The 23,526-nt window shown below is 44.3% G+C and carries 20 protein-coding genes; 8 read left to right on the top strand and 12 right to left on the bottom strand.

Translation table 11 applies throughout. The features are described from left to right. Nucleotides 1-22: 22 nt before the first annotated feature. The 8 genes from IQ457_RS08350 to dnaQ form a co-directional block, all read right to left on the bottom strand. Nucleotides 23-352, bottom strand: a complete 330-nt coding sequence (locus IQ457_RS08350) for a hypothetical protein (RefSeq protein WP_200662798.1) — start codon at nucleotides 350-352, stop codon at nucleotides 23-25. 218 nt (nucleotides 353-570) lie between these two features. Then, a complete protein-coding gene (locus tag IQ457_RS08345; protein ID WP_102077162.1) occupies nucleotides 571-867 on the bottom strand; it encodes a DUF3144 domain-containing protein in 297 nt (98 codons plus the stop codon). 208 nt (nucleotides 868-1,075) lie between these two features. Further along, nucleotides 1,076-2,242: a methionine adenosyltransferase gene (gene metK / locus IQ457_RS08340; RefSeq protein ID WP_200662797.1), complete on the bottom strand. Its 1,167-nt coding sequence runs from the start codon at nucleotides 2,240-2,242 to the stop codon at nucleotides 1,076-1,078. Between the two features lie 477 nt (nucleotides 2,243-2,719). Beyond that, on the bottom strand, nucleotides 2,720-3,433 hold the full coding sequence (nth, locus tag IQ457_RS08335) for an endonuclease III (protein ID WP_200662796.1): 714 nt from the start codon (nucleotides 3,431-3,433) through the stop codon (nucleotides 2,720-2,722). A gap of 65 nt (nucleotides 3,434-3,498) precedes the next feature. Further along, a complete protein-coding gene (locus IQ457_RS08330; protein ID WP_200662795.1) occupies nucleotides 3,499-4,350 on the bottom strand; it encodes an RnfABCDGE type electron transport complex subunit B in 852 nt (283 codons plus the stop codon). 121 nt (nucleotides 4,351-4,471) lie between these two features. Next, nucleotides 4,472-5,530, bottom strand: a complete 1,059-nt coding sequence (gene nudC / locus IQ457_RS08325; RefSeq protein ID WP_191691363.1) for an NAD(+) diphosphatase — start codon at nucleotides 5,528-5,530, stop codon at nucleotides 4,472-4,474. Nucleotides 5,531-5,655: 125 nt separating this feature from the next. Next, on the bottom strand, nucleotides 5,656-7,338 hold the full coding sequence (locus IQ457_RS08320; RefSeq protein WP_191691361.1) for a hypothetical protein: 1,683 nt from the start codon (nucleotides 7,336-7,338) through the stop codon (nucleotides 5,656-5,658). A 180-nt stretch (nucleotides 7,339-7,518) separates the two neighbouring features. Then, complete coding sequence (gene dnaQ / locus IQ457_RS08315; RefSeq protein WP_200662794.1) at nucleotides 7,519-9,123, bottom strand: DNA polymerase III subunit epsilon; 1,605 nt, start codon at nucleotides 9,121-9,123, stop codon at nucleotides 7,519-7,521. Between the two features lie 286 nt (nucleotides 9,124-9,409). On the opposite strand from dnaQ, the gene IQ457_RS08310 reads away from it, so the two are divergent. Continuing rightward, the gene (locus IQ457_RS08310; RefSeq protein WP_200662793.1) at nucleotides 9,410-9,967 is read left to right on the top strand and encodes a hypothetical protein; all 558 of its coding nucleotides are present in this window, start codon (nucleotides 9,410-9,412) and stop codon (nucleotides 9,965-9,967) included. A gap of 57 nt (nucleotides 9,968-10,024) precedes the next feature. Next, a complete protein-coding gene (locus IQ457_RS08305; RefSeq protein WP_191691355.1) occupies nucleotides 10,025-10,330 on the top strand; it encodes a hypothetical protein in 306 nt (101 codons plus the stop codon). Nucleotides 10,331-10,446: 116 nt separating this feature from the next. Here the strand turns inward: IQ457_RS08305 and IQ457_RS08300 are convergent, their stop codons facing one another. Beyond that, nucleotides 10,447-10,899: a YkvA family protein gene (locus tag IQ457_RS08300; protein ID WP_191691353.1), complete on the bottom strand. Its 453-nt coding sequence runs from the start codon at nucleotides 10,897-10,899 to the stop codon at nucleotides 10,447-10,449. A 260-nt stretch (nucleotides 10,900-11,159) separates the two neighbouring features. Between IQ457_RS08300 and IQ457_RS08295 the strand changes: the two genes are divergently transcribed. Further along, on the top strand, nucleotides 11,160-12,398 hold the full coding sequence (locus IQ457_RS08295; RefSeq protein ID WP_200662792.1) for an LD-carboxypeptidase: 1,239 nt from the start codon (nucleotides 11,160-11,162) through the stop codon (nucleotides 12,396-12,398). Nucleotides 12,399-12,605: 207 nt separating this feature from the next. Here the strand turns inward: IQ457_RS08295 and IQ457_RS08290 are convergent, their stop codons facing one another. Next, nucleotides 12,606-13,628 carry a GlxA family transcriptional regulator gene (locus tag IQ457_RS08290; protein ID WP_200662791.1) on the bottom strand — a complete coding sequence of 341 codons (1,023 nt, stop codon included), beginning with the start codon at nucleotides 13,626-13,628 and terminating at the stop codon, nucleotides 12,606-12,608. A 201-nt stretch (nucleotides 13,629-13,829) separates the two neighbouring features. On the opposite strand from IQ457_RS08290, the gene IQ457_RS08285 reads away from it, so the two are divergent. The 4 genes from IQ457_RS08285 (at nucleotide 13,830) to IQ457_RS08270 (ending at nucleotide 18,469) form a co-directional block, all read left to right on the top strand. Further along, the gene (locus IQ457_RS08285; protein WP_200662790.1) at nucleotides 13,830-15,635 is read left to right on the top strand and encodes an acyl-CoA dehydrogenase; all 1,806 of its coding nucleotides are present in this window, start codon (nucleotides 13,830-13,832) and stop codon (nucleotides 15,633-15,635) included. Between the two features lie 221 nt (nucleotides 15,636-15,856). After that, a complete protein-coding gene (locus IQ457_RS08280; RefSeq protein WP_200662789.1) occupies nucleotides 15,857-16,876 on the top strand; it encodes an NADP-dependent oxidoreductase in 1,020 nt (339 codons plus the stop codon). A gap of 3 nt (nucleotides 16,877-16,879) precedes the next feature. Beyond that, nucleotides 16,880-17,662 (top strand): SDR family NAD(P)-dependent oxidoreductase, encoded by a 783-nt coding sequence (locus IQ457_RS08275; protein ID WP_200662788.1) that lies wholly within the window; start codon nucleotides 16,880-16,882, stop codon nucleotides 17,660-17,662. Nucleotides 17,663-17,704: 42 nt separating this feature from the next. After that, nucleotides 17,705-18,469 carry an SDR family oxidoreductase gene (locus tag IQ457_RS08270; RefSeq protein WP_242465392.1) on the top strand — a complete coding sequence of 255 codons (765 nt, stop codon included), beginning with the start codon at nucleotides 17,705-17,707 and terminating at the stop codon, nucleotides 18,467-18,469. Between the two features lie 139 nt (nucleotides 18,470-18,608). On the opposite strand, the gene uvrA is transcribed toward IQ457_RS08270, so the two are convergent. Then, complete coding sequence (uvrA, locus tag IQ457_RS08265; RefSeq protein WP_200662786.1) at nucleotides 18,609-21,176, bottom strand: excinuclease ABC subunit UvrA; 2,568 nt, start codon at nucleotides 21,174-21,176, stop codon at nucleotides 18,609-18,611. A 329-nt stretch (nucleotides 21,177-21,505) separates the two neighbouring features. Between uvrA and arfB the strand changes: the two genes are divergently transcribed. After that, nucleotides 21,506-21,919 carry an alternative ribosome rescue aminoacyl-tRNA hydrolase ArfB gene (gene arfB, locus IQ457_RS08260; RefSeq protein ID WP_200662785.1) on the top strand — a complete coding sequence of 138 codons (414 nt, stop codon included), beginning with the start codon at nucleotides 21,506-21,508 and terminating at the stop codon, nucleotides 21,917-21,919. Nucleotides 21,920-22,013: 94 nt separating this feature from the next. Here the strand turns inward: arfB and IQ457_RS08255 are convergent, their stop codons facing one another. Then, the gene (locus IQ457_RS08255) at nucleotides 22,014-23,213 is read right to left on the bottom strand and encodes a sugar transporter (protein ID WP_200662784.1); all 1,200 of its coding nucleotides are present in this window, start codon (nucleotides 23,211-23,213) and stop codon (nucleotides 22,014-22,016) included. Between the last annotated feature and the right edge of the window lie 313 nt (nucleotides 23,214-23,526).

Below are 23,526 nucleotides of genomic sequence, written 5' to 3'. Positions count from 1 at the left end.
CAATTTTACAGCTACACTGTCACTATGAACATTCACCTTTGACATAGCTGACGGCTTCAGGAGTGCTACAAGCTGAGCAAGCATTGCCCGCCGTACGATAGCTTATCACTGAGCCGACTTGCGTTTTTACGCAGACCGGATCGTATTGCGCTGTACACATGGTTTTTGCAGGGTCAAAGGTTGGACACTGTGCTACAAGGCCTTTTGGGGGTTGACTGGTGTTAGAGGCGGGCGGCTGAATGGGCGTGCTATCAGGCATCGGGTTTGAGTTAGAACTAATATTGTTACAACCTGCTAAAGCTAGCATAAAGCTTATGGTGACTGTAAGTTTGAAAGTAGAGAGCGCGCGCATAATAAATATCCTTATATCGTTTTTATCATTTATTTTTGCATTAAACGCCAGTTTCAAACAAAAAGCAAATGTGCTATTCGTTTTTTAATTCGTCGCTGATATTTAATAAGCATATTATTAGAGTAACAAAAAACCCAAGCTACGAAGGCTTGGGCTTTTGATATTAATTCTTATACGTTTCTTGACTGAGCTTTTATAAACTTAGAGCTTTTATAAACTTACTGCGCAGGTTTATCCTCTTTATTAAGCTGCACATATTTATCAAAGTTTTGTGCGTAATCAGTCAAGTTGTCGCTTAACATTTGGCGATATTGTTTGGTATAAAACTCAACGATATCGTCTTTTTCTTTAGCAAAATCATCGCCTTTTACAAAGCCAATCGAGGCAACTGACGCACTATAACGCGCTGCTGCATACAGCAATGACGCGCCAACTTGACCTGAGTGCGCGTTAGGGCCCAGTTGACTATTGGCGACGCCAATGATTTCGTCAGCACGTTGATAGAACGCTTGCATTTCAGGAGTGATTTCAAGAGCGGTATCAATTTCGTCATTTTGGCTATTATTTAAAGCGTCGTTTAGCGCGTCATTTTGAGCATTGTCTGGCATATTGTCTTGAGACATCAGCGACTCCTAAGAATGGTAAGTAAATTTGAATATATCATAGCGGTCTTTAAAATTGATAAGTATAAAGACCGAATACATCTAAAAAATGGAAACAGTCTTATAAACCTGCATCGGCTTTTAAAGTTTCTGCTTTGTCCGTTTTTTCCCACGTAAAGGCAGTTTCAGAACCTTGGCGACCGAAGTGACCAAAGGTTGCTGTTTGCTGGTACATCGGCTGCAATAAGTTCAACATACGCGTAATACCATAAGGACGTAGGTCAAAATGGGTACGAATCAAGCTAATGATTTCATCGTTGCTGATTTTGTTAGTACCAAAGGTGTTAATTGAAATCGAAGTCGGTTCAGCAACGCCAATCGCATAGCTGACTTGTACTTCACAGCGATCAGCAATACCGGCGGCGACAATATTTTTGGCCACGTATCGCACCGCGTATGCTGCACTGCGATCGACTTTTGAAGGATCTTTGCCACTAAAGGCACCGCCACCATGACGCGCCATACCGCCGTAAGTATCGACGATGATTTTACGACCAGTCAAACCAGCATCGCCGACAGGTCCACCAATGACAAATTTGCCCGTTGGGTTGATATGATAGCGCGTACCAGCATGCAATAAGTCCGCTGGCAGTACTTGTTTGATAATCGATTCCATGATCGCTTCTTGCAAATCGGTTTGTGAGATGCTTGGATCATGCTGCGTTGATAACACCACGGCATCAATGGCAATCGGTTTATTACCGTCGTATTTGAGTGTCACTTGCGCTTTGGCATCGGGACGTAACCAAGGCAATTCACCAGCGCGGCGCAGCTCAGATTGACGCTCCATCAAGCGATGCGCATATTCGATAGGCGCGGGCATCAATACTTCAGTCTCATTGCTGGCATAACCAAACATCAAACCTTGGTCGCCAGCCCCTTGTTCTTCAGGGCTGCTACGATCGACCCCTTGAGCGATTTCTGGCGACTGCTTACCGAGCATATTAATAACGGCACAAGTCTCACCATCAAAACCCAAGTCTGAGTGATGATAGCCGATGCCATTTACCGTATCACGGACGATACGCTCAACGTCGATATTGGCAGTCGTGGTTACTTCCCCTGCCAGTATCACCGCGCCAGTTTTAACCAAGGTTTCGCACGCCACCCGCGCATGTAAATCTTCACGTAAAATGGCATCAAGAATAGCATCTGATATTTGGTCAGCCATTTTATCAGGGTGACCTTCGCTCACAGATTCTGAGGTAAATAAGTTGTATTCGCGCATAATGGGATCGCTTAATTGAATCAATAAAGATAGGAAAAAGCATAACGTCTGAGCGCTGCTTTAATTAATATTGACCAAACAAATCAATTGCTCGGCGTTAAATTTTTGATAAATGGGTGCTGCTAAATTCGTTTGTAAAAAAGGTATTTACTAAATAGGTTTTAAAAATATGGTTCAACTTAGCCAGTTTCCATGCGTTAGCATAAATGATAATTAATACTAAGCATTTACCTGTAACGGGTTTATTGCCTGATGATATAAGAGATGATTAATCTGGCGCCTCAGGCTAAAAATAGGCTTATTCTAACTCGAAACGTAATAAAACTCTAGTGAGCTGCGCTTGTTATACGATAAGTAAACCTCAACAATGCGCCTATAGCCATTAAGTAGCTTGCTATCTGTAGGCTCGTTTTTTATGAGCGATTTTCAGTGGATATGAAAAGCGTCATATAGACCATGATGTTTAAAATGATGGTTTTAAACGGTGACTTCAATTTTTAGCTCTAAAAACTTGGCTTTATCTTTAAACATACATTCTTCATAAACAGGACACGCGTCGCATTTTGGCGTGCGAGCTTGACAAGTATAGCGCCCATGCAAAATCAAATAATGATGCGCATCTACGATAAAGTCATCGGGAATACGTTCGAGCAGTTTTTTCTCAACGATTAAGACGTTTTTACCTGTGGCAAGTCCTGTACGATTGCCGACGCGAAAAATATGGGTATCGACCGCCATCGTCGGCTGTCCAAAGGCGGTATTTAACACCACGTTTGCCGTCTTACGCCCGACACCTGCTAGAGATTCTAAATCTTTACGGTTATCAGGAACGGTGCTATCAAACTTCTCAATCAAGTCACGGCAAGTTTTAATAACGTTTTTGGCTTTGGCGTTATATAAACCGATATTCTTAATATACGCTTTCAGTCCTTCTTCGCCTAATGCCAAAATAGACTCAGGCGTATTGGCAACCGGATAAAGCTGGTTGGTGGCGATATTGACGCTGACATCGGTCGCCTGCGCCGATAAGATAACAGCGATAAGCAGCTCAAAGTTGCTGTTATAATTGAGCTCAGTCACTGGCTCATCAATCGTCGCCGCCAGTTTCTCAAAAAACGGCCGCACATCACGATTGGGCATGCGCCTCGATGGCGGCGTATCGGCAGTTTTATGTTTAACGGTTTTACTCATGGCATTGTTAGCACTGTTTTATTCATTATTTTATTCATTGGTTATTCAAAATTAGAGATGGGTTATTAAAGTTGGGCAAGCTCAGTTTGTAATGCTTCAAGCTCCGTCTGTTTGCTCTCATTAGGCCGTACGCTCAGCTGCTTTTCTAACTTCTTGATTTTACTGCGTAGTTTAGCTGCGGCAATGGTATTTTTTGCTTCTTCTTCGCTGATATTTAACGATTGACTGGCGGCATTATTTAGCTTGGCTTCTACCATGCTGACCACCGGCTTGCTATTGCTGCTATCCGCTAGCTGCTTACTAACGCGTTTTAAATGCGTATGATAACGTTGGCGCAAATCCTCTTGTTCAAGCGTGCGTTCAGCTGTCGATTGGGTACGCTCAACGGTGACTAAGTCTATGCAATCAACTGGGCAGGGCGCGATACATAGCTCACAGCCCGTGCATAAGTCCGTAAAAATAGTATGCATATGCTTGCCAGTCCCGACGATGGCGTCAACAGGGCAGGCGGGGATACACTTGGTACAGCCAATACAATCATCTTCTCGAATCACCGCGCGCACTTCTACTGGACGCTGCGAGCTGGCATCTATCGGCCATTTTGACGGCTCAGCGTTAAGTGGTTGTGTATCGCTGCTATCTTGATTGATAATTCGCGCAATCGCATCGGTCACCGGCTGACCGCCGGGCACACATTTATTATAAGGCTCATTATCAATAACAATTGCCACCGCATATGGCAAGCAGCCATCGGCATGGTCACAAAGCCCGCATTGGGTTTGCGGTAGGCAGGCATCAATACGCGCAATCTTTGCTTGGGTTGCGGTAGGCAAGCGCTCTAGGTCCAAGCTATCGAACAAGATAGGCAAATTGGCGAGACGGATAAGATTGCTGTTGTTACTGGTAGTGCTTTGCATTTAATGTAAAACCTTTATATTAGTACTAAGTGCTAATATGAACAAATAGGGTAATAGCGTTATTTATCAAGAGCATTGATATTTAATAAAAGACATCTTGGTCTTACAAATTAAATATCGATTAGAGCGAGATGCCTTGTTCATGAGCAATTTGTGCAATCAGTGCATAGGCAATACTACCTTTAAACGGTATTTTTGGTAAATTTGTCAGGTCAAAAAAATCGGCATGTGACAGCTCGTCTTCTTGTATGACGATATCTCCACCCGCATACGCCGCCCGAAAGCCGAGCATCAAATTGGACGGAAATGGCCAAGGTTGACTGCTGACATAGCGAATGTCTTTGAGACTAATATTTACCTCTTCTGCCACTTCGCGTACCACCGCATGCTCTAAACTTTCACCGACCTCTACAAAACCGGCAATCAAACCATATTGTAGCGCTTGTTGAGGAGTTTTTTGTTGCCCATAACGATGATGGTGCGCCAATAAAATTTGCATGGTACCCGTTTGCGGATTGGGTCGGGTAATAGCGGTGATGATACACGGCTGCACGCGTGGATATTGGCGTAAGCGGCAAACAGGACAGACCATCGCGCGCTCACCGTGGTTGGCATGGACAACAGGAGCTGCGCAGCGACTACAAAACTGCGTGTCTGCTTGCCAGCGTAACAACTGTATGGCTTGGCTAAGTTGGTCAGATAAGGCAAATGGCAGCTGTGTAATAAGCAGGCGATACGCAATAAAAGCACACTCGTCATTACCTAAAGTATTTTTTTCTTTATTATTGCTTGTTAAACCGCGACTTTCTAACTCAGCATTTTCTAAAATTTTAGGCAACGTAACATGATTTGCTATCGCATAATCATAAGTCATTGCTAAGGTAGCTTTTGACGTAAAAGCATTAGTAGTAAATGTATTAGCAGTTTCGCTTTCAAAAGCAGTCAAGCTGTTTTTGTTTTGACGGCTATCATCATTAGGTAGCCAATGAGTCGGCGCTAGGCTTTCAAATAGTGTCACTCGGCCAACTTGATAGGCTCGCTGCGTGCTATGAGTGTCATGAGTGTTTAACGCTGGGTTATCGATATCAGACTGTGGTAACTCAACCTGCATAGGCCACCAGCCATGAGGCGTTTGACGACATAAAATCGTCTCGTCACGAAGTATAAAGGCGTGGCTCATAGGTTCAGTTTCCAAACAATCAAAGACAGACTCTTATCCGTTTGGGTAGGAGTCTGTTTAAAATAAGCAGTTAGATGATAACTAAATAAGTAAGCTATCTAATCTACTTATTTAGTACGCTAAAATTATGCCGCAAGCAGTTGGCTTAAGCTTTGTTGCCCAACATCTAACGCTTGCTTACTGACTGGGCGATTGTTTTCAAAGCCATCTAAATGATGGTCAACGGCCATAATGACATCAGCAATATAAGCCAAAGTACCATCATCTAAGCGGGCGCCGTTGCCGATACGCTGCTGCAAATAACTTGCCAATTGGCTAAGCATACTGGCGGGCGTTGGCAGCTGTAAAAAGCGCACTGCACCTGACACTTGGCGCAGCATTTCAGGAATATTTTGAATATTTAATACATCGCGCTCAGGCTCAGCCAAATAATCGGTGATGGCTTGTTCGGCGCTGGCAATCGCCGTACGACTTTCTTGTATCAGGGTATCATAGGCAGTATTCAGCTGATGCAATGATATATGCGGATTATTCAAAGGTAAATAGATTGCCCCAGGGGTATGCATCTCTGCCATGGCGATAGTGGCGTTTTCTGCGTGCATCAAAGCGAGTAATAAATGGTCAAAATCTTCTGGCGTAGGCGCGCGCCATTTTTTCACCGCTTCTGCGGCAGCATTGAGACTGTTTGCAGCATTTGCCAGACCCAATAACTGAAAAGCTGAACGCAGCTCAGTCAGTTGCTCGGTGATTTGCGAGGTTTGCATATCAACAGGGTTGATAGAATCACCGCGTGCGTAGCTATCGACATTTTCTTTGATGGTGTTGATTTGCGCTTGAATAATGGTGTTTAAGGTATCGGTTAAAGCACGATTGGGTCCAAATAGGAACTGCGCCATTTGTTTGCGCTGTGAGTCTTCCAATTGATTGGCGGCATATAGTTCACGCAGCGTTTGTGCCTCTTTGGTATCGCGCTGGCAAGCAAAGCTGACCAAGTGCGCAAAGCGCGTGTCCATTACTGGCAGATAGCTTTGAAACTGCTGCTCTAAATAAATAAGCGTGTGTTTTTGGCTTAAGCTTAGCGGCAAAATGCTGGCAATATCCGTAACGGCAGCGGTGGCTGCTTGCCAAAACAGGCTGTTGGTATTTGCTGCTATCAAGGCGCACGCTGCCGACATCGCATCGAGCTTTTGCTGCTCATCCTCACTTACCTTACCGTCTTGATTTAATAAGGCAACGCCAAGTCCACTACGATAAGCATAAGTTAATAATTCGCTATCAAGATTGAGCTCGTTAAGCGGTTGAAAGTTGTTTTCAGGATTAGCGATAATGACGCTGCTATGACCAAACGCGGCAAAATAATCGGCATCGATCGGTGCTGCTTGCCCATGAGCGTTGAGTCTATTGATGATAGGCAGGAGTAAAGTCGGCTCTACCGATTCGGTCAGCAAAATAAACTCAATATAACGATCAAGCGTCATAATGGCTTCTGATAAATCCATAATCAAAGCATTATCATTATTATCACGGCTGTCATAAAGTTTTTGCAAGCCATTGACGATGGCGTTATTGAGCACTTCTGCCCCGACCGAAGATATCAGCTGAAAAATACAAGACAGCTGTTTTAGAACAATAATAGAGTCTAACAATAAAGGCGCTTGGCTATCATCATCATTAAATTCGCCCAAATGAATTTCAGTATCTTTTAAAATGACCTTAATTTCATCGTGCAATAAATGCAGCGATGGTAGGTTAAAATCAGTCACACTCAAGGTCGGGGCGGTTAATTTCATTTGTGTAGAAGGATTCATAGTTGTTTTTTTCCATGACGTACTGATGAAAATAGCAAAGGTTTAGATGAGCATTTGAAAATGTCTATAAATAAGGTTTTAACGCTTATCGGCATAACAATCAAGATTTACTTACTTAACGGTCAGTATAAGGCGTTATGTTCATATAAAAAACCGTTTTAATGACTTATGCTTCACGGATTACATTTTATCTTTAAGCGCAGGATAATCGTCCGCAAGCGACGCATACCAGCCTTGATTGGCGCTGTCATTACTGCTTGACTCGAGCAATAAAGCCGCCAAATCGGCAAAGTTTGCATGGGCAGTATGTCCGCCATCGGCTTGGGTATCTTCCTCAATCGCTAGCGTGACTTGCCCGCCGGTCATCGCCAGATAAACTTCCGCCAAAATCTCCGAGTCAAGTAACGCGCCGTGGAAAGTACGGTCTTGTTTACCGACATTTAAGCGACGAACCAGAGCATCTAGGGTGTTTTTTTGCCCCGGATATTGCTGTTTTGCCATCATCAAAGAGTCGGTCACTCGTACGCGCTCGGCAAAGTCGTGCATGCCAACTTTGGCAAACTCCATATTTAAGAAGTTCATATCAAAGGTAGCGTTATGAGCGATGATTTCGGCACCGTCCATAAAGTCATAAAGCGCTTGAGCCACTTGATCAAAGGTCGGTTTATCGGTTAAAAACGCTTCAGAGATTCCGTGAATACGAATCACCTCCTCATCCATTCCGCGCTGCGGATTGATGTAGACGTGCAGTTTCTCGCCGGTAAATTTACGCCCGACTAACTCTACGATACCGACCTCAATAATGCGGTCGCCCTTCATGGGATCAAGACCGGTGGTCTCCGTATCCATAATGAGCTGGCGGTCAGATTCATGGCGGTGGATAGGTTTGGGTAGCAGGGGTATAAAATGCGGATTGGCTCGGCTAGTGTCACCATCGAATGTCGGTGTGTCCGTGTCTATGCGAGCTTCCGTTTTAGTTTCTACTTCAGTATCCATATTGGTATTTATATCTGGCATATCGGTGTGTCTCATGGGTTCGCTAGCATTATAGGGACTGTGATTCTCTTCTACTAACATATCTGTGTTTGCCATTGTATTTGTTATTGTATTTACCATATCGTCAGTAAGATTTTGACCATCTAATAGCGACTCATCAAGCTCATCATCCATCATATCAAAGCCTAATGGGTCAAATTTTAACCAATCATCGCTTGGATTTTGTTTTTTATCAGCCATTAGAAGATCTTTTTTTTTAGCCGCATCTTGCAAGCTAGCCGTTTTCAAATCTTCACTGCTAGACGTTACGCCCAAATTTGCTAGCTCATCCGCTTTTTCATTGCCCGCGTGTCCCGCGTGACCTTTCACCCAGTGCCAAGCAACATCGCGCTGCTGGCAAAGCGCGTCTAATTGCTGCCAAAGGTCTTGATTGGCCACCGGTTTTTTGCTGGCCGTTTTCCAGCCGCGTTTTTTCCAGCCTTCAATCCATTCGGTGATGCCTTTTTTAACATAGCTTGAGTCTGTCCAAATCTCAAGGGTTTGCGCATGCGGACTATGGGTCAATGCTTGTATCGCACCCATCAGCTCCATGCGATTATTAGTAGTTACTTTTTCACCGCCATACAAATCCTGCGTCTGCCCATCGCTAAAAATTAGGTGCGCGCCCCAACCACCAGCACCCGGATTGCCTTTACAAGCGCCGTCGGTATAAGCAACCGTCATATTTGCTTTGGCAGCGAGCGGATTGCTCGTATTAAATGAACGCGCTGAAATAGAGTTTTCTGACATAAAAAAGTATGAGCCTAATAAGTAATAAACATCGAGCAAAGAGGGTTTCTAGCGTTATCTTTACGCAAGCTAGCACCGTCTATTTTAGGGTTGAGTATAGCAAATCTTGCTTATCTAATCTCGCTTATCTATCAGATACTGCTAGGAATAAAAACCATAAAAGGGCAAAAGCACATATCATAGCGGTAACGCTGCCGTTTTCTGTTAAAATAGCAGTGATTGTGCGGACATACCTTAGCGCAATATGCACAATATAAGCTTTTATGTACCAATGCAGGATAAATCGATGATGTCCGTAAGCTCGAGTGTTTTGAATAAAAAATTAACGCCTTTAATGGTTGCTCTGGTCGCAAGTAGCGCGCTGTTTTTGAGTGCCTGTAATGACAGTAATACGCCGGCTGATGCCAAAAAAGCTGAGGCGCCAGCGGATTTATCCATATTTGCAGGCTGCTATACGGTCAGCCATGATGAGCCAGCGCAAATAAAAGTCAGCCAACAGGGCGGCGGTTGGGTCATGCAAATGAAAGAGCCTGCTAGCGCTAAGCGCGTTTGGGATGACGCTGAACCGTTAGAAGTGCTTGCAAAAAGTGATATCCCGACGTATTTTTCTATCGACCCTGATAATGTCGATGCGGTGATTGGTCGTCCAGACAGAGTGCTGGTGTTGGCGCATGTGAAGCCTGTTTATGCCAATATCGATCCGCTACTAGATAGTGAGTACTTGTCTTACATTTATCGCGGTGCCAACACCATTTATCGCGTCGAATGTGATGACGTTAATACCGATATTTTAGCCAATCCTCACGCCAATATCGTTATTGATAACGTCAATGACAGTATGTAATTGGCCTTTATAAAGCAGTATTTATGATAAACAACCCTCTAATCAGAGTCGGGCAATATGAATTTTTTTAGTTATGTGGTGTTAGGCGGATTTTGTTACGCGGCCGGTTGGGCAGTAAGAACCTATATCCTCGATAAACAGCCAAAACCTGAGCAGCCTTATCATCTCAAACATCCCACTATCTTGGGCTATCTCGGCGCATTTTTCGTAATTATGCTGATTGTGTCATGGCTCATCGGTCGCTATTTACTCGGCCATGTGGCTATTGACTTGCCATTTATTATCATTAATAGCCTTATAGGCACCTTTGTCTACTCGTTTGGTCTAAATCCAGAAAAGCCAAGCTATGATGTGCCTGATTAATAAAAAATTAAAAGGCTGAGTGCTTAAATATATTTAAAATTTTCTATTTTAAGCCTATAAAAACACGGTCAGTGCAGGCGTCATTGACCGTGTTTTTTATGGGATTGCTTATCAGGTTATTTATCTGCTTTTTTTAAGCTTTTACTTTTATCTTCAAGTTTTTTATCGTTAGGCTTTGAGTTGTCGTCTTTAGCTTCTGTTTGCTTATCTTTCCAGCTTTTGTATTTTGCCAAATCCTTTTCTACAAGTTTCAGACAAAATCTGAGTACCAAGACGTCATCGATATGACCGATAAAGGGGATAAAGTCAGGAATGATATCGATAGGGTTGATCACGTAAAGCAGTCCAACCACGGCTGCTGAAATGGTTTTATAAGGGATATTGCGATAGTTGCCTTTATAGTAGTCTTTGACTAAGCTCATCAGCAACAGCAAATCCTTAGCATAACTCTCAAGACCTTTTTCTTTTTCGAGTTGATCCTTCAGCTTATCTTCTTTACCTAAGATGATTTTAATACTATCGATCAGACTTTTATTGTCTTTCTCTTTTGCACTTTCTTGCTCAGCCATCTTTATAATCCTTTTATATCTATCATTATTGTTTGTTGTTCAGCGCTTTTTACTATAGCAAGAGTCGGGTCTGTAGCCAAATAAGACGGTAAGTAACTCTGTATCGTTTTGTTGTCTATTAAAATGCCAAATGCTCCTGACTTAAGCGTTCTATACTGCTCGAGTACTAAATAGTATCCCAACCTGCGTTATAATACGCGCTTTGTTTCAATAATGGTTGCTAGGGTAAGCAGCAATTAAACGGTAAAAAAGGTAGCATCATGACTAAGATATCATCCAAGTTAAATCGTCGCCAGTTTTTACGTCACGTTGGTATTGGTGCCGGAGCAGGGCTTCTAGCGACGCAAAATATCACTCGGGCGTTGGCTACAAATGCTATTGAGCAAGATAGCGGCACGCAGCTTACCAAGGATGATTTACCAATAGCGTTTTCAGATGAGCATTTGTCTTTTAAAGGTGAGGCACAACCAGCGCAAGCAAGATGTATCGTCCCAACGATTGAAACGCGGCTTTTTGCCAGCTCCAATGTCGGTGGTAGTGACGAGCGGAATGAATTGGCGTTAGAGCGCTTGGCTTGTGCGGGTTTTAAAGTGGACAATCCGGCGACTATCAAACGGCAGTATCTGCGCTTTGCAGGTACGGATTCGCAGCGAGCCAGTGACTTGCAAAACATCGCTACGGGTGCGATAAAAGCACCTAAACTGCTACTTGGGGTACGTGGTGGCTACGGTGCAGTGCGAGTATTACCAATGGTGGATTGGTCAACGCTTGGGCGTATTATGAAGGAGCGCGGTACGATACTGGCGGGCTTTAGCGATGTGACGGCGATCCAGTGTGCGCTACTGGCAAAAGGTAGCATGAGCTCGCTTGCGGCGCCAATGCTTTATAGCGAGTTTGGCAAAACCAAACCGGATCAAGTCAGCTGTCGCCAATTCGTAGAAGCATTAACCAATTCTAATTTGACGATTAATATAGCAGATGCGTCTTTAACCAGTGTAAATTTACCCAGTATTTTGACAAACACTGAACCTAAAACGCTAACCGGCACCATTTGGGGCGGCAATCTCAGCGTGTTATCGGCGTTGGCAGGTAGTGAGTATTTGCCACGGATCAAAGATGGTATCGTATTTTTAGAAGACGTCGGCGAGCAAGCTTACCGCATCGAGCGCATGCTCTATGATTTGTATTTGGCAGGGGTGTTTAAAGGTCAGCAAGCGATTGTATTCGGTGCGTTATCGGGTAGCGGTGAGGACAGTTATGATAAGCGTTATGATGTCGCCACCGTGATTCGTCAATTGCATCAGCTAACAGGATTGCCGATTTATAGCGGCATGCGCTTTGGTCATATTGCCCAAAAACACAGCTTTCCACTGGGAGCCACGTGTCAGATAAGCACAAATACTGCGGGCGGCTATCAATTGATGTTTAGCGACTATCCAACGATTAAAGCTGATGCCATTTATGTCGAAGGTTTGTGGCAAAAAAGTTTAAGCCTATAGTCAAATCCAAATAAATCAGATACGTAGCTATCAAGTCGCTCAATGAAACGTTGTTTTTCTTGCGTGCTGTGCCTACGCCGACAGAGGCTGCGAAAAACAACGTTTCATCTCGCTGTATCGTTTTTATATCCAATGAATGATATAAAAATTGTTGCTGTGATAAATTTATTGCAGCCACGTATGACTTCTAAAAAGTCTACTATCAAGTTAAATCGCCAAGCGTGAAAATTTATCCTGATATTCTTTTGGGGTCAGCTCAGTCGCGCGTTTAAACAGCCGCGTAAATGAGGAGATATCATCGTAGCCAACTTGCTCCGCGAGTGATTTAATCGTCACATCGCTCAATTCTAATAAACGCTTTGCCTGCTCAATGCGCACTGCTTGAATATACTCAATCGGGCGCATCGCCACGCAGGATTGAAAGCGTCTATTCAGTGTGCGCGGGGTGATATTGACCATCGCTGCCAAACCGCTAACTTGAATGGGTTGTTTGAAGTTTTCCTCAATAAACTCTTGTACTTGCTGAACCAGCTGGTCTGCATGCGGTTTATGCAATGTCACATTAGTATAGCTGTTTTGATTACCGCGTTTACTATCAATAATCTGAGTTTTTGCCACTTGGGTAGAAATTTCACGCCCGCAATAACGCTCGATTAACAATAATCCCAAGTCATAAAAGGCGCTACCGCCTGCCGCACAAAATATATTGCCCGATTGTTCTTTTGACTGGCTTTTTGATTGAGTGACAAATTGGTTTTCTTGCAAATCAACCAGTGGAAAATCTGCCTTAAACTTACTGGCATAACCCCAATGGGTGGTAGCTACTTTGCCATCGAGCAAGCCTGCTTTTGCTAAAAAGAACGCGCCGCTACAGTTACTAGCGATATCGGCTTTGGTATTTGCCAGTCGCTGCAAATGCGGAATTAGAGCGTTATTTTGGCTCAAGACTTTATCGATGGAATCGCCAATGGTTGGAATTAATAATAAGTCGCACTCTGTGACTTCCTGAATATCGCAATGCGCTTGCATGATTAAGCGGTTGCTACATCTGATATCAACGCCGCCAAGACTGGCAATTTGCACATTAAATCTTGGTTCTACTTCTTCATCCAAAAAGCGCTGCCAGCTGACACCAGTAAATGAAAATAAATCTAATGCGCCTGTCAAAGCGCTGCCGAGCACGCCATCGAAACCGACAATGATGACGTTAAAGGGTTTAAAGTAGGGCATAAGTGCTTATTTTCCTATGAAAAGACGTATTTAAAATGTCAGTTTATTAGCAGTTTTTCCCAAATTAGCATATTAATTTTGTCTTATTTGACCATAATTATGTCATAAATGACAATACGGTAAGGCGTTAAATTAGATTAATATCAATGCATCACTTGTTCATCACCGCTTATTTATCATTATCATAATAGGGAAATGACTATGGCAGCAGATACACTGATCAATGACTTTGAATTACCGTTCCAACTCTACGATGTATTGGGCACTGAACATTTAACCGAGCATGCAAAATTTGCAGAACACAGCCGCGAAACTTTTGATGCGGTATTGGGCACCGCCAATAAAATCGCCACTCAGCTGTTTTTACCGCATAACCATGTCGCCGACAAGAACGAGCCCCAGTTTGATGGCAAAAAAGTCAGCATGATAGACGATGTCAAAGTCGCTTTTGACGCCTTTCGCGAGTCAGGATTTATCGCAGGTCGTTATAGTTTTGACGATGGTGGCATGCAATTACCTGAAACCGTGATGACGGCAGTAGCAGGCTATTTTATGGCAGCCAACCCATCAACCACCGCTTATCCGTTTTTAACCACGGCGGCGATTAATGTCATTTCTCATTTCGCCAGTGATGAGATTAAAAATGCCTTTATGCCGCGAATGTTAACCGGTGAATTCACTGGCACCATGGCATTGACTGAGCCGCATGCTGGCTCGTCACTTGCCGATATCAAAACCACGGCAGTGAAGCAAAACGATGGCAGCTATCGCGTCAAAGGCAGCAAGATTTATATCTCAGCGGGTGATCATGAGTTGTCTGACAATATCGTGCATCTGGTATTAGCCAAAGTGCCGGGTGGCCCCGCTGGCGTCAAAGGTATTTCGTTATTTGCCGTACCCAAGTATCGACTCAATGATGACTTATCAGTCGGCGAGCGTAATGACGTCCATTTAACCGGACTTATTCATAAACTTGGCTATCGCGGTGCGACTTCTACGGCGTTAAGTTTTGGTGACGCAGGTGATTGTCACGGCTATCTTATCGGTGAAGAGCACTTTGGCCTGCGCTATATGTTCAAAATGATGAACGAAGCGCGTATTGCAGTTGGCTTTGGTGCAGCGATGATTGGCTATCGCGGTTATCAATATTCGCTCGATTATGCCAAAGACAGAACGCAGGGCAGAATTGCGCCTAATAATAAGCCTGAAGATGCGGCAACGGCAATCATTCAGCATGGTGATGTCAAACGTATGTTGCTTGCGCAAAAAGCCTATAGCGAGGGCGGTATTTCACTCTGTCTATATGGCTCAAATCTGATTGACCGTATCAATACCTGTGAAGATGCAACGTTAAAAAATGAATTGACAGAGTTGCTAGACCTGCTGACGCCAGTACTCAAAGCATGGCCATCTGAATATGGGCCGAAAGCCAATGATTTGGGTATCCAAGTATTGGGCGGCGCAGGCTATACACGTGAGTATCAAGCCGAGCAGTTTTGGCGTGATAACCGTCTCAATCCCATTCATGAAGGCACAAATGGCGTACAGGCACTAGATTTGTCATTTCGTAAGTTATGGCAGAACAAGGGTCTTGGTATTCAAATTCTCAAACGTGAAATTACCCAAGACCTAGAGAATATTACTACGTCAGAAACCGCCAAACTCTCCGGTAAATTGATGCCTTATATGGGTCATCTGCATGAAGTATTGGTGCATTTAAGTAAAATCCTGCAAACAGAAAAAGCAATCACGCTGACGGGTAATGCACAAGCATTGATGAATATCTTTGCCTCTATCGTGGTCAGTTGGATTTGGATTCGCCAAGCGAGTAAAGCGGAACAATTATTAAATGATACGGCCGACGTTGATAAGCAAAACTTCTATCATGGCAAAATCCAAGCAGCAAAATACTTTATCGATTGGGAATTGCCCTTAATCAATCGCGATATCGAACTGTTAAATAACGACAATGCGGTCTGTACCGATATGCAAGCAGAATGGTTTTAAGGGATTGTTTGGTAAGTTTTTAACATAACAATATCTACTAATAGGATGCTAAAAGTGATGCTGGGGTAAATTTTTCGAAGCCTCTAGAGTGCAAAGCGCACAGCAAGCGAGAAAAATTTATCCCAGAAGAACGCTTTTTAATATATTTGGCTTATTTTGAATAAACTCTTTTTAAGCAAACGATACCAATGGCTTTTTATAAAAATTTAAAGGAATAAATAATGACAGCTGATAACAAACAGATTAATAAACAATGGCGCTTAAAAGCAAGACCAATTGGCGCACCAAGCGCTGATACGTGGGAATATACCGAGACAGATTTGCCGACTATCTCAGATGGTGAGCTGCTGATAAAAATTGAATATATCTCGATGGATCCAGCGATGCGTGGTTGGCTAAACGATGCCAAATCTTATATACCGCCCGTACAGATTGGCGAGGTAATGCGTGCAGGAACGGTGGGTAAAGTCATCGAAAGTAAACATGAGAAGTTTGCCGTCGGCGATTATGTCGTAGGTCATAATGGCGTGCAGTCCTACGCAGTCAGCGATGGCACAGGGCTACATAAAGTCGATCCAAACCTTGCGCCGTTGTCTTATTACTTAGGAGTGCTCGGTATGCCGGGTATGACAGGCTATTTTGGCTTATTAAAAACCGGCGCACCAAAAGCTGGCGAGACTGTGGTTATTTCTGGCGCGGCGGGCGCGGTTGGTAGCTTGGTTGGGCAAATTGCCAAACTCAAAGGCTGCCGCGTTGTGGGTATCGCAGGCGGTCTTGATAAATGTAAATTTTTAGTCGATGAGCTGGGTTTTGATGCGGCAATCGACTATAAGAATGAAAATGTAAAAAAAGCGTTAAAAGAAACCTGTCCAAACGGCGTCGATGTCTTCTTTGACAATGTGGGCGGCGATATTTTAAATGACGTACTCACGCAAATTAATCTGCATGCGCGTATCGTGATTTGCGGGGCGATTAGCCAATATAACAACACCACAGAAGTCAAAGGGCCATCAAATTATCTGTCATTGTTGGTCAATCGTGCACGTATGGAAGGCATCGTCGTCTTTGATAATATCAAAGAGTATCCGATGGCGATGAAAGATATTGCTGGCTGGATTGGGTCAGGCGACATTAAAGTAAAAGACCATATCGTTGAAGGCATCGAGACGTTCCCAGATACCCTGATGATGCTCTTTAAAGGTGAAAACTTCGGTAAACTGGTACTTAAGGTAGAGGGATAAATTATGACATTGAATACAAATGGAATTGCATCAGACGTCACTGGTAAACGTATTTTAATCACCGGTGGCGCGTCTGGCATCGGTGCGGCAAGTGCGCTACTGCTCGCCAGTCGCGGCGCGAGAGTCGTCATTGGGGATTTGGCCGAAGAGATGGGTGCAGGTGTTGCTCAGCAAGGGCAAGCCGCGGGCAATAGTATCGTCTTTAAAAAGGTTGACGTGAGTAGTGGTGATGAAGTGCGCGCGCTCTTTGCTTTTGCTATGGAAACGCTTGGCGGCCTTGATGTGGTTATAAATAATGCCGGTATTGACCATAAACCGGCGCCGATGCATGAGCTAAGTGACGAGGACTTTGATCGTAATATTGCCGTAAATTTAAAAGGCGTCTGGCATTGTATGCGCGCTGCTGTTGCTTGCATGGCACCTAATGGCGGTGGTCATGTGATTAATGTGGCCTCGATTGCTGGTTTACGTTCAGCGCCGCTACTGTCAGCTTATAGCGCTGCGAAGCATGGTGTCATGGGGCTGACCAAATCTGCTGCTCATGAATATGCGCGCGTCAATATTCGCTTTAACGCCGTTTGCCCAAGCTTTATCGATACGCCGATGGTCCGTAATACCATGGCGAAAATGGACGAGCGTGCCCAGCAAGCCACCATCAAAGCCAGCCCAATGCGCCGTTTGGGAGATGTCGATGAAGTATCTGGCGCCATTGCATGGCTGGCAAGTGATGAAAGTAGCTTTATGAATGGTCATGCCTTTACCCTTGATGGCGGCATGTTGGCTTAACATCAAAAGTATTTATTAAAATATTCAAAAATATAAGGAATAATGATGAAAGACTTATTTGATTTAACAGGTAAGATTGCTTTGGTTACCGGTGCGAGCCGTGGTATTGGCGAATCTATTGCCCGCTTATTGGCATCAAGAGGCGCGCATGTGATTGTCTCTAGCCGAAAAATTGACGCGTGCCAAGCGGTCGCGGATAGCATCAAAGCTGACGGTCATAAAGCCAGTGCCTTTGCTTGTCATGTCGGCGATATGGCGCAGATTGAGGCGATTTTTGAGCATATCAAAAGCGAATTTGGTCAAATTGATATCTTGGTCAATAATGCCGCGGCAAACCCTTACTATGGCCATATTCTAGATACCGATTTAGCCGCTTTTGATAAGACCGTAGAGGTCAATATTCGCGGTTATTTCTTTATGTCGACGGCAGCGGGGAAAATGATGCGCGAGCAGGGCGGCGGGGTGATTTTAAACACCGCTTCGGTCAATGGGTTGGTCGCAGGTGACAAGCAAGGTATTTACTCAATTACTAAAGCGGCTGTCATTAGCATGACCAAAGCCTTTGCCAAAGAATGTGGTCCGTTAAATATTCGCGTCAATGCGTTATTGCCAGGGTTAACCGATACCAAGTTTGCCTCGGCCTTGACCACCAATGATAAAGTCTTAAAAATGGCGTTACATGCGATTCCATTAGGGCGTGTGGCTAATCCTGATGAGATGGCGGGTACGGTATTGTATCTTGTGTCTGATGCTTCAAGTTATACCACGGGTGCGACCGTGGTTGTCGATGGTGGTATGCTTGCTTAGTTAGCAATGCATGTTTAAAAAATTAGTTTTTTAAATATAAAACCGCATGACTTTCATAGTCATGCGGTTTTCTTATACCGATGTTTTTATACTGATATTTTTATTCAGCCATTTCACTTCTTGCATTATTATATCAATACTAAGTCAATAAAAAAGGTGCAGTGCGACTGTCTTTGGATTTCGCCACCTCTTTAGGTGTGCCTTCTGCGACAATAAGCCCACCTTCATCGCCAGCACCCGGGCCCATATCGATAATCCAATCGCTGTTGCTAGCAACTTGCATATCGTGCTCAACCATAATCACCGTATTACCGCTTGCGACCAGCCCATTTAACTGTGCCATCAGCAGCGCGACATCAGAAGGATGGAGGCCAGTCGTTGGTTCATCGAGCACGTACAGCGTATCGCCGCGCTGGGTACGCTGCAGTTCGGTAGCAAGCTTGATACGCTGTGCTTCGCCACCAGACAACTCGGTCGCTGGTTGCCCAAGCCTTAGATAGCCCAGCCCAACTTTTAGCAAGGCGTCTAAGGCGCGCATGATTGGGGCATCATCAATAAAAAATTCAGCAGCGGCTTCGACCGTCAAATCGAGTACTTCAGCGATGTTTTTACCTTGATAAGTAATTTCTAAGGTTTCGTCATTGTAGCGCTGACCATGGCACACTTGGCAAGGCGAGTAAACACTTGGCAGAAATAGCAGCTCAACGCTGACAAAACCGACGCCTTCGCAATTTGGGCAACGTCCTTTTTTAACGTTAAATGAGAAACGTCCGGCATCATAGTGTCTTGCTTTTGCTTCTTTGGTGGCGGCAAATAATTTGCGCACATGGTCAAACAGTCCAGTATAAGTGGCCAAGTTCGAACGCGGTGTGCGCCCGATGGCTTTTTGGTCAACAGTGACTAAGCGCTTGATGTGCTCCATACCACTGACTATCTCTCCGCCTATTGGTGTTTCTTGTTCTTGCTCCAGTAAAGCCGCTTCATCGGTGGGTGCTTCAATCACGGTTTTTTGCCCTAGCGCATTGTAGACCAGTTCAACCAACGCTTGACTGACCAAACTCGATTTGCCCGAACCTGAAACACCCGTCACTGTGGTTAATACCGCTAAAGGAAATGCCACATCTAGCCCTTGTAAATTATTACGCTCGATATTAGCAAGTTTTAGCCAATGATTAGGTCGTCTTGGTTGCTCGGTTTTTAACTTTTGAGTTGCTGTGTCTTTACTAAAAAGATATTGCCCTGTATAAGAATCAGATACATCTCGCAAGCCTGCGACAGGGCCGCTATAGATGATTTCACCGCCATGACTGCCGGCTTTTGGTCCGACATCGACGATCCAATCGGCGTGGCGAATGACGCTGACATCATGCTCGACAATGAATAATGAATTACCCGCCGCTACCAGTTCATCTAGAGCGCCTAATAGCGCCTGAGTATCGGCAGGATGCAGGCCAGCGGACGGTTCATCGAGCACATAAACCACGCCAAATAGTTTAGAGCGAATTTGGGTGCCAAGTCTTAGGCGCTGTAGCTCGCCAGGCGATAAGGTAGGTGTGGTGCGTTCAAGTGATAAATAACCTAGCCCAAGTCTGGTTAACGCTTCTACACGCGATAAAATATCGCTAGCAATACGCTTGGCGACGATGGCTTTTTCGCGGTCAGGCATATCATCGCTGAGTTTTTTATTGGCAGCGTCGTGAAGTTTAAGCGCCAGTTCAGTCAAGGTTAATTGTGACAATTCACCAATATCAAGCCCTGCAAATTTAACCGACAGCGATTCTTGCTTTAACTTTTTGCCATGGCAGCTTGGGCATTCTGAAATTTGCATGAACTGCGCCACGCGTTTTTTGGTACGTGAACTTTGGGTCGTAGCAAAAGAATGTAAGACGAAATTTTTTGCGCTGGCATAGGTGCCTTTATAATTGGGTTTTTCGCCTTTTTTAATCGCCTCGCGTACTTGCTCGAGATTGTACTCTGGGTAAACGGGCACTTCTGGGGTCTCATCGGTAAATAAAATCCAATCGCGGGTTTCCTTGGGCAAGGTATCCCAAGGTTTGTCGATATCGTAGCCCAGTGTGGTCAATATCCGGCTCAGATTTTGCCCTTGCCATGCTGGTGGCCAAGCAGCAATGGCGCGTTCTCGAATGGTTTTTGTCTTGTCAGGCACGAGCAAATCTTCTGTGACCTCAAACACGCGACCAATACCTGAGCAAGTAGGACAAGCACCTTCTGGCGTATTTGGCGAAAAGGCATCGGCATATAGCATGTCTTGCCCAACAGGGTATTCACCCGCTCGCGAGTACAGCATGCGCAGACCATTTGAAATCGTCGTCACGCTACCAACCGATGAACGTACCGACGGCGTACCGCGTTGTTGTTGCAGCGCGACGGCAGGCGGCAAGCCTTCTATCGAATCGACATCAGGCTCGCCAACTTGATCAATCAGGCGTCTGGCATAAGGCGATACCGAATCAAGGTAGCGGCGTTGCGACTCAGCAAACAAGGTACCAAATGCCAGTGACGATTTGCCTGAGCCTGATATGCCAGTAAAAACAACCAAGGCATTACGCGGTAAATCCACATCGACATTTTTGAGGTTATGAACGCGTGCGCCCCTGACCTGAATGCTTTCATCAGCGGCAAGGCTGTGATTTTTGAGAGAAGTGTTAGATTTCTTATGATTAGATTTCTTATTATTGGTTGTCATACAACGCTATTCCTTTGACTAAAATCGGCTTGTTAACGCTTTGATTCAACAATACCGTATTTATTTAATACGGTGTTCTTTTAATATCGTGTCTGCTTAACGTCATCCTATCACCTTAAAATCAAAACCCTGCGCAGGCTTACGCTTTATAGACAGAGGATAGACACAGCAACGTCAAACGATAACATTTATAAGGTTTACCCGATAAATTGCAGATTATAGAGGTTAAGAAATACGGCGTTTTGGTCGCTATTAAGCGGGCAAGTGGCGCGTTAACTGGGAATGCTTTATCATTAAGCTTATCTATCAATCATTTATAAAAGCATTTTATGATTTTTATCAGCAATACCATTAGCCTGAATGACAGCGAAGTAGAGATTAGCGCCATACGCGCGCAAGGGGCAGGCGGGCAAAACGTCAATAAAGTCTCGTCTGCGATTCATCTGCGTTTTGATATTCATGCCTCAAGCTTAAGCGATGTCATTAAGCAGCGTTTATTGGACAGTAAAGACAGTCGAATCACCAAAGAAGGTGTGCTTATTATTAAAGCGCAGCAATTTCGTACCCAAGAACGCAATCGAATTGATGCCTTGGAGCGGCTGCAAAGCTTTATTATAAAAGCCACTCATGTCAATAAAACCCGCAAAGCGACCAAACCGAGCCGGAACGCCAAACGTAAACGTGTTGATGAAAAAACCCAGCGCGGTAAGACCAAAGCGTTACGCGGCAAGGTGGATTTTTAATTAAGCAGCTTGCTTAATATTTTTAAATAAAAAAATGCCAGCCCCTTTAAGTGGCTGGCATTTTTTATAGGCTTATTTACTATCAAATTTTTAGCTAACCAAGTCTTCTGCTTAATTCAGGAAAGCGCTTTATCATAAATAACATCAAGAGCAGCGACACACTGGCGATAGCCGCGCCAACATAGCCGACACTTGATATAGAAATATGCGTCACCGCATAACCACCAAACAGCGCACCTGCGCCAATGCCTAAATTAATAATCCCTGAGAACATCGACATCAACATGTCTTGGGCAGTGACATCAACCATAATGACTTTGGCTTGCATAGAGATAATCAGCAGCATCAGCGCCGCGCCCCACAGTAATGCAATGAAACTCAGCGCCCAGATAGAAGTCACGGCAAACAATAGTACCAGCATAGATAGCAGCATTAATATGATCGATATCAGCATCAATCTGGTATTAAAACGATCACCCCAACGGCTAAAAATCACACTGCCCGCAATCCCTGCTACCCCAAATAATAGCAAGACAACAGTCGCAGCGTTTTCACTTATAGCGCCAACCTGTCGCATAAAGGGTTCGATATAAGAATAAGCGGTATAGTGAGCGGTAAAGACTAATAAAATCAGCAAATACAAACAGACCAATAACGGATTCTTAAGCAATTCTGGAATTTTTCTAAACGAGCCTTCAAACATACTGGGTAACGTTGGTAAGAGCCTTGCTTGCAAGATAAAGACGATAAAAGCAATCACGCCAATACCGCCAAAGGTCGCTCGCCAGCCAAACCATTGACCGACTAAGCGTCCTAGAGGCACGCCAAGCACCATCGCCAATGAAGTACCGGTTGCAAGCACGCTAAGCGCCAGTGCTTTTTTACCTTCCGGTGCTACGCGTATCGCAATCGCGGCGGTGATGGACCAAAATATCGCGTGTGATAGCGCAATACCCACGCGGCTAATCAGCAATACATCAAAGCTCCACGCAAATACGGATAAGACGTGGCTGGCAATAAACACCACAAACAAGCCCAAAAGTAAGCTTTTACGCTCAAAATGGCTGGTGAGCAGCATCAATGGCAATGACATCGCCGCGACAATCCACGCATATAGCGTCAACATCCAGCCAGTCTCAGCCGTGGTAATAGAAAAATCATGGGCGATGTCGCTTAATAGGGCAACGGGGACAAATTCGGTAGTATTCATAATAAAAGCGCTGACGCCCATCAAAAATACTTGGAAATACTGAGTGCGGCGAGCATTTGCGCTCACCTCAAGGTTATGTTTCATATGATCCAATACAAATAAAGAAGGCGCTAATACAGCAAAGTGGCTTAACAATCACTCATTAGCTTAATAAGATGGCAAAGATACGTCGTAGTGACAGAAAGAAGGAGAGCAAGATACCAAGTCAGAAGCAGCAGTTAAAGTAATTTTTTGATAATTAGCAAGAATCTTGGCAGGATTGTTCAGGTTAAGCATTTATGCGCTATAAACTTACTTTGAACCGCGTAAATACGATTTTTTAATAATAAGAACAGTGTCTTGTTTGTCAGCCGCTGTAAATCAGGGGATAATCTACAGCATTAAATCTAATCTCGAG

It is taken from the genome of Psychrobacter sp. M9-54-1 (assembly GCF_016613355.1).
Classification (GTDB): domain Bacteria; phylum Pseudomonadota; class Gammaproteobacteria; order Pseudomonadales; family Moraxellaceae; genus Psychrobacter; species Psychrobacter faecalis.
Note: the sequence above shows the minus strand (reverse complement) of the source record. Positions and strands in the feature narration are given on the sequence as shown.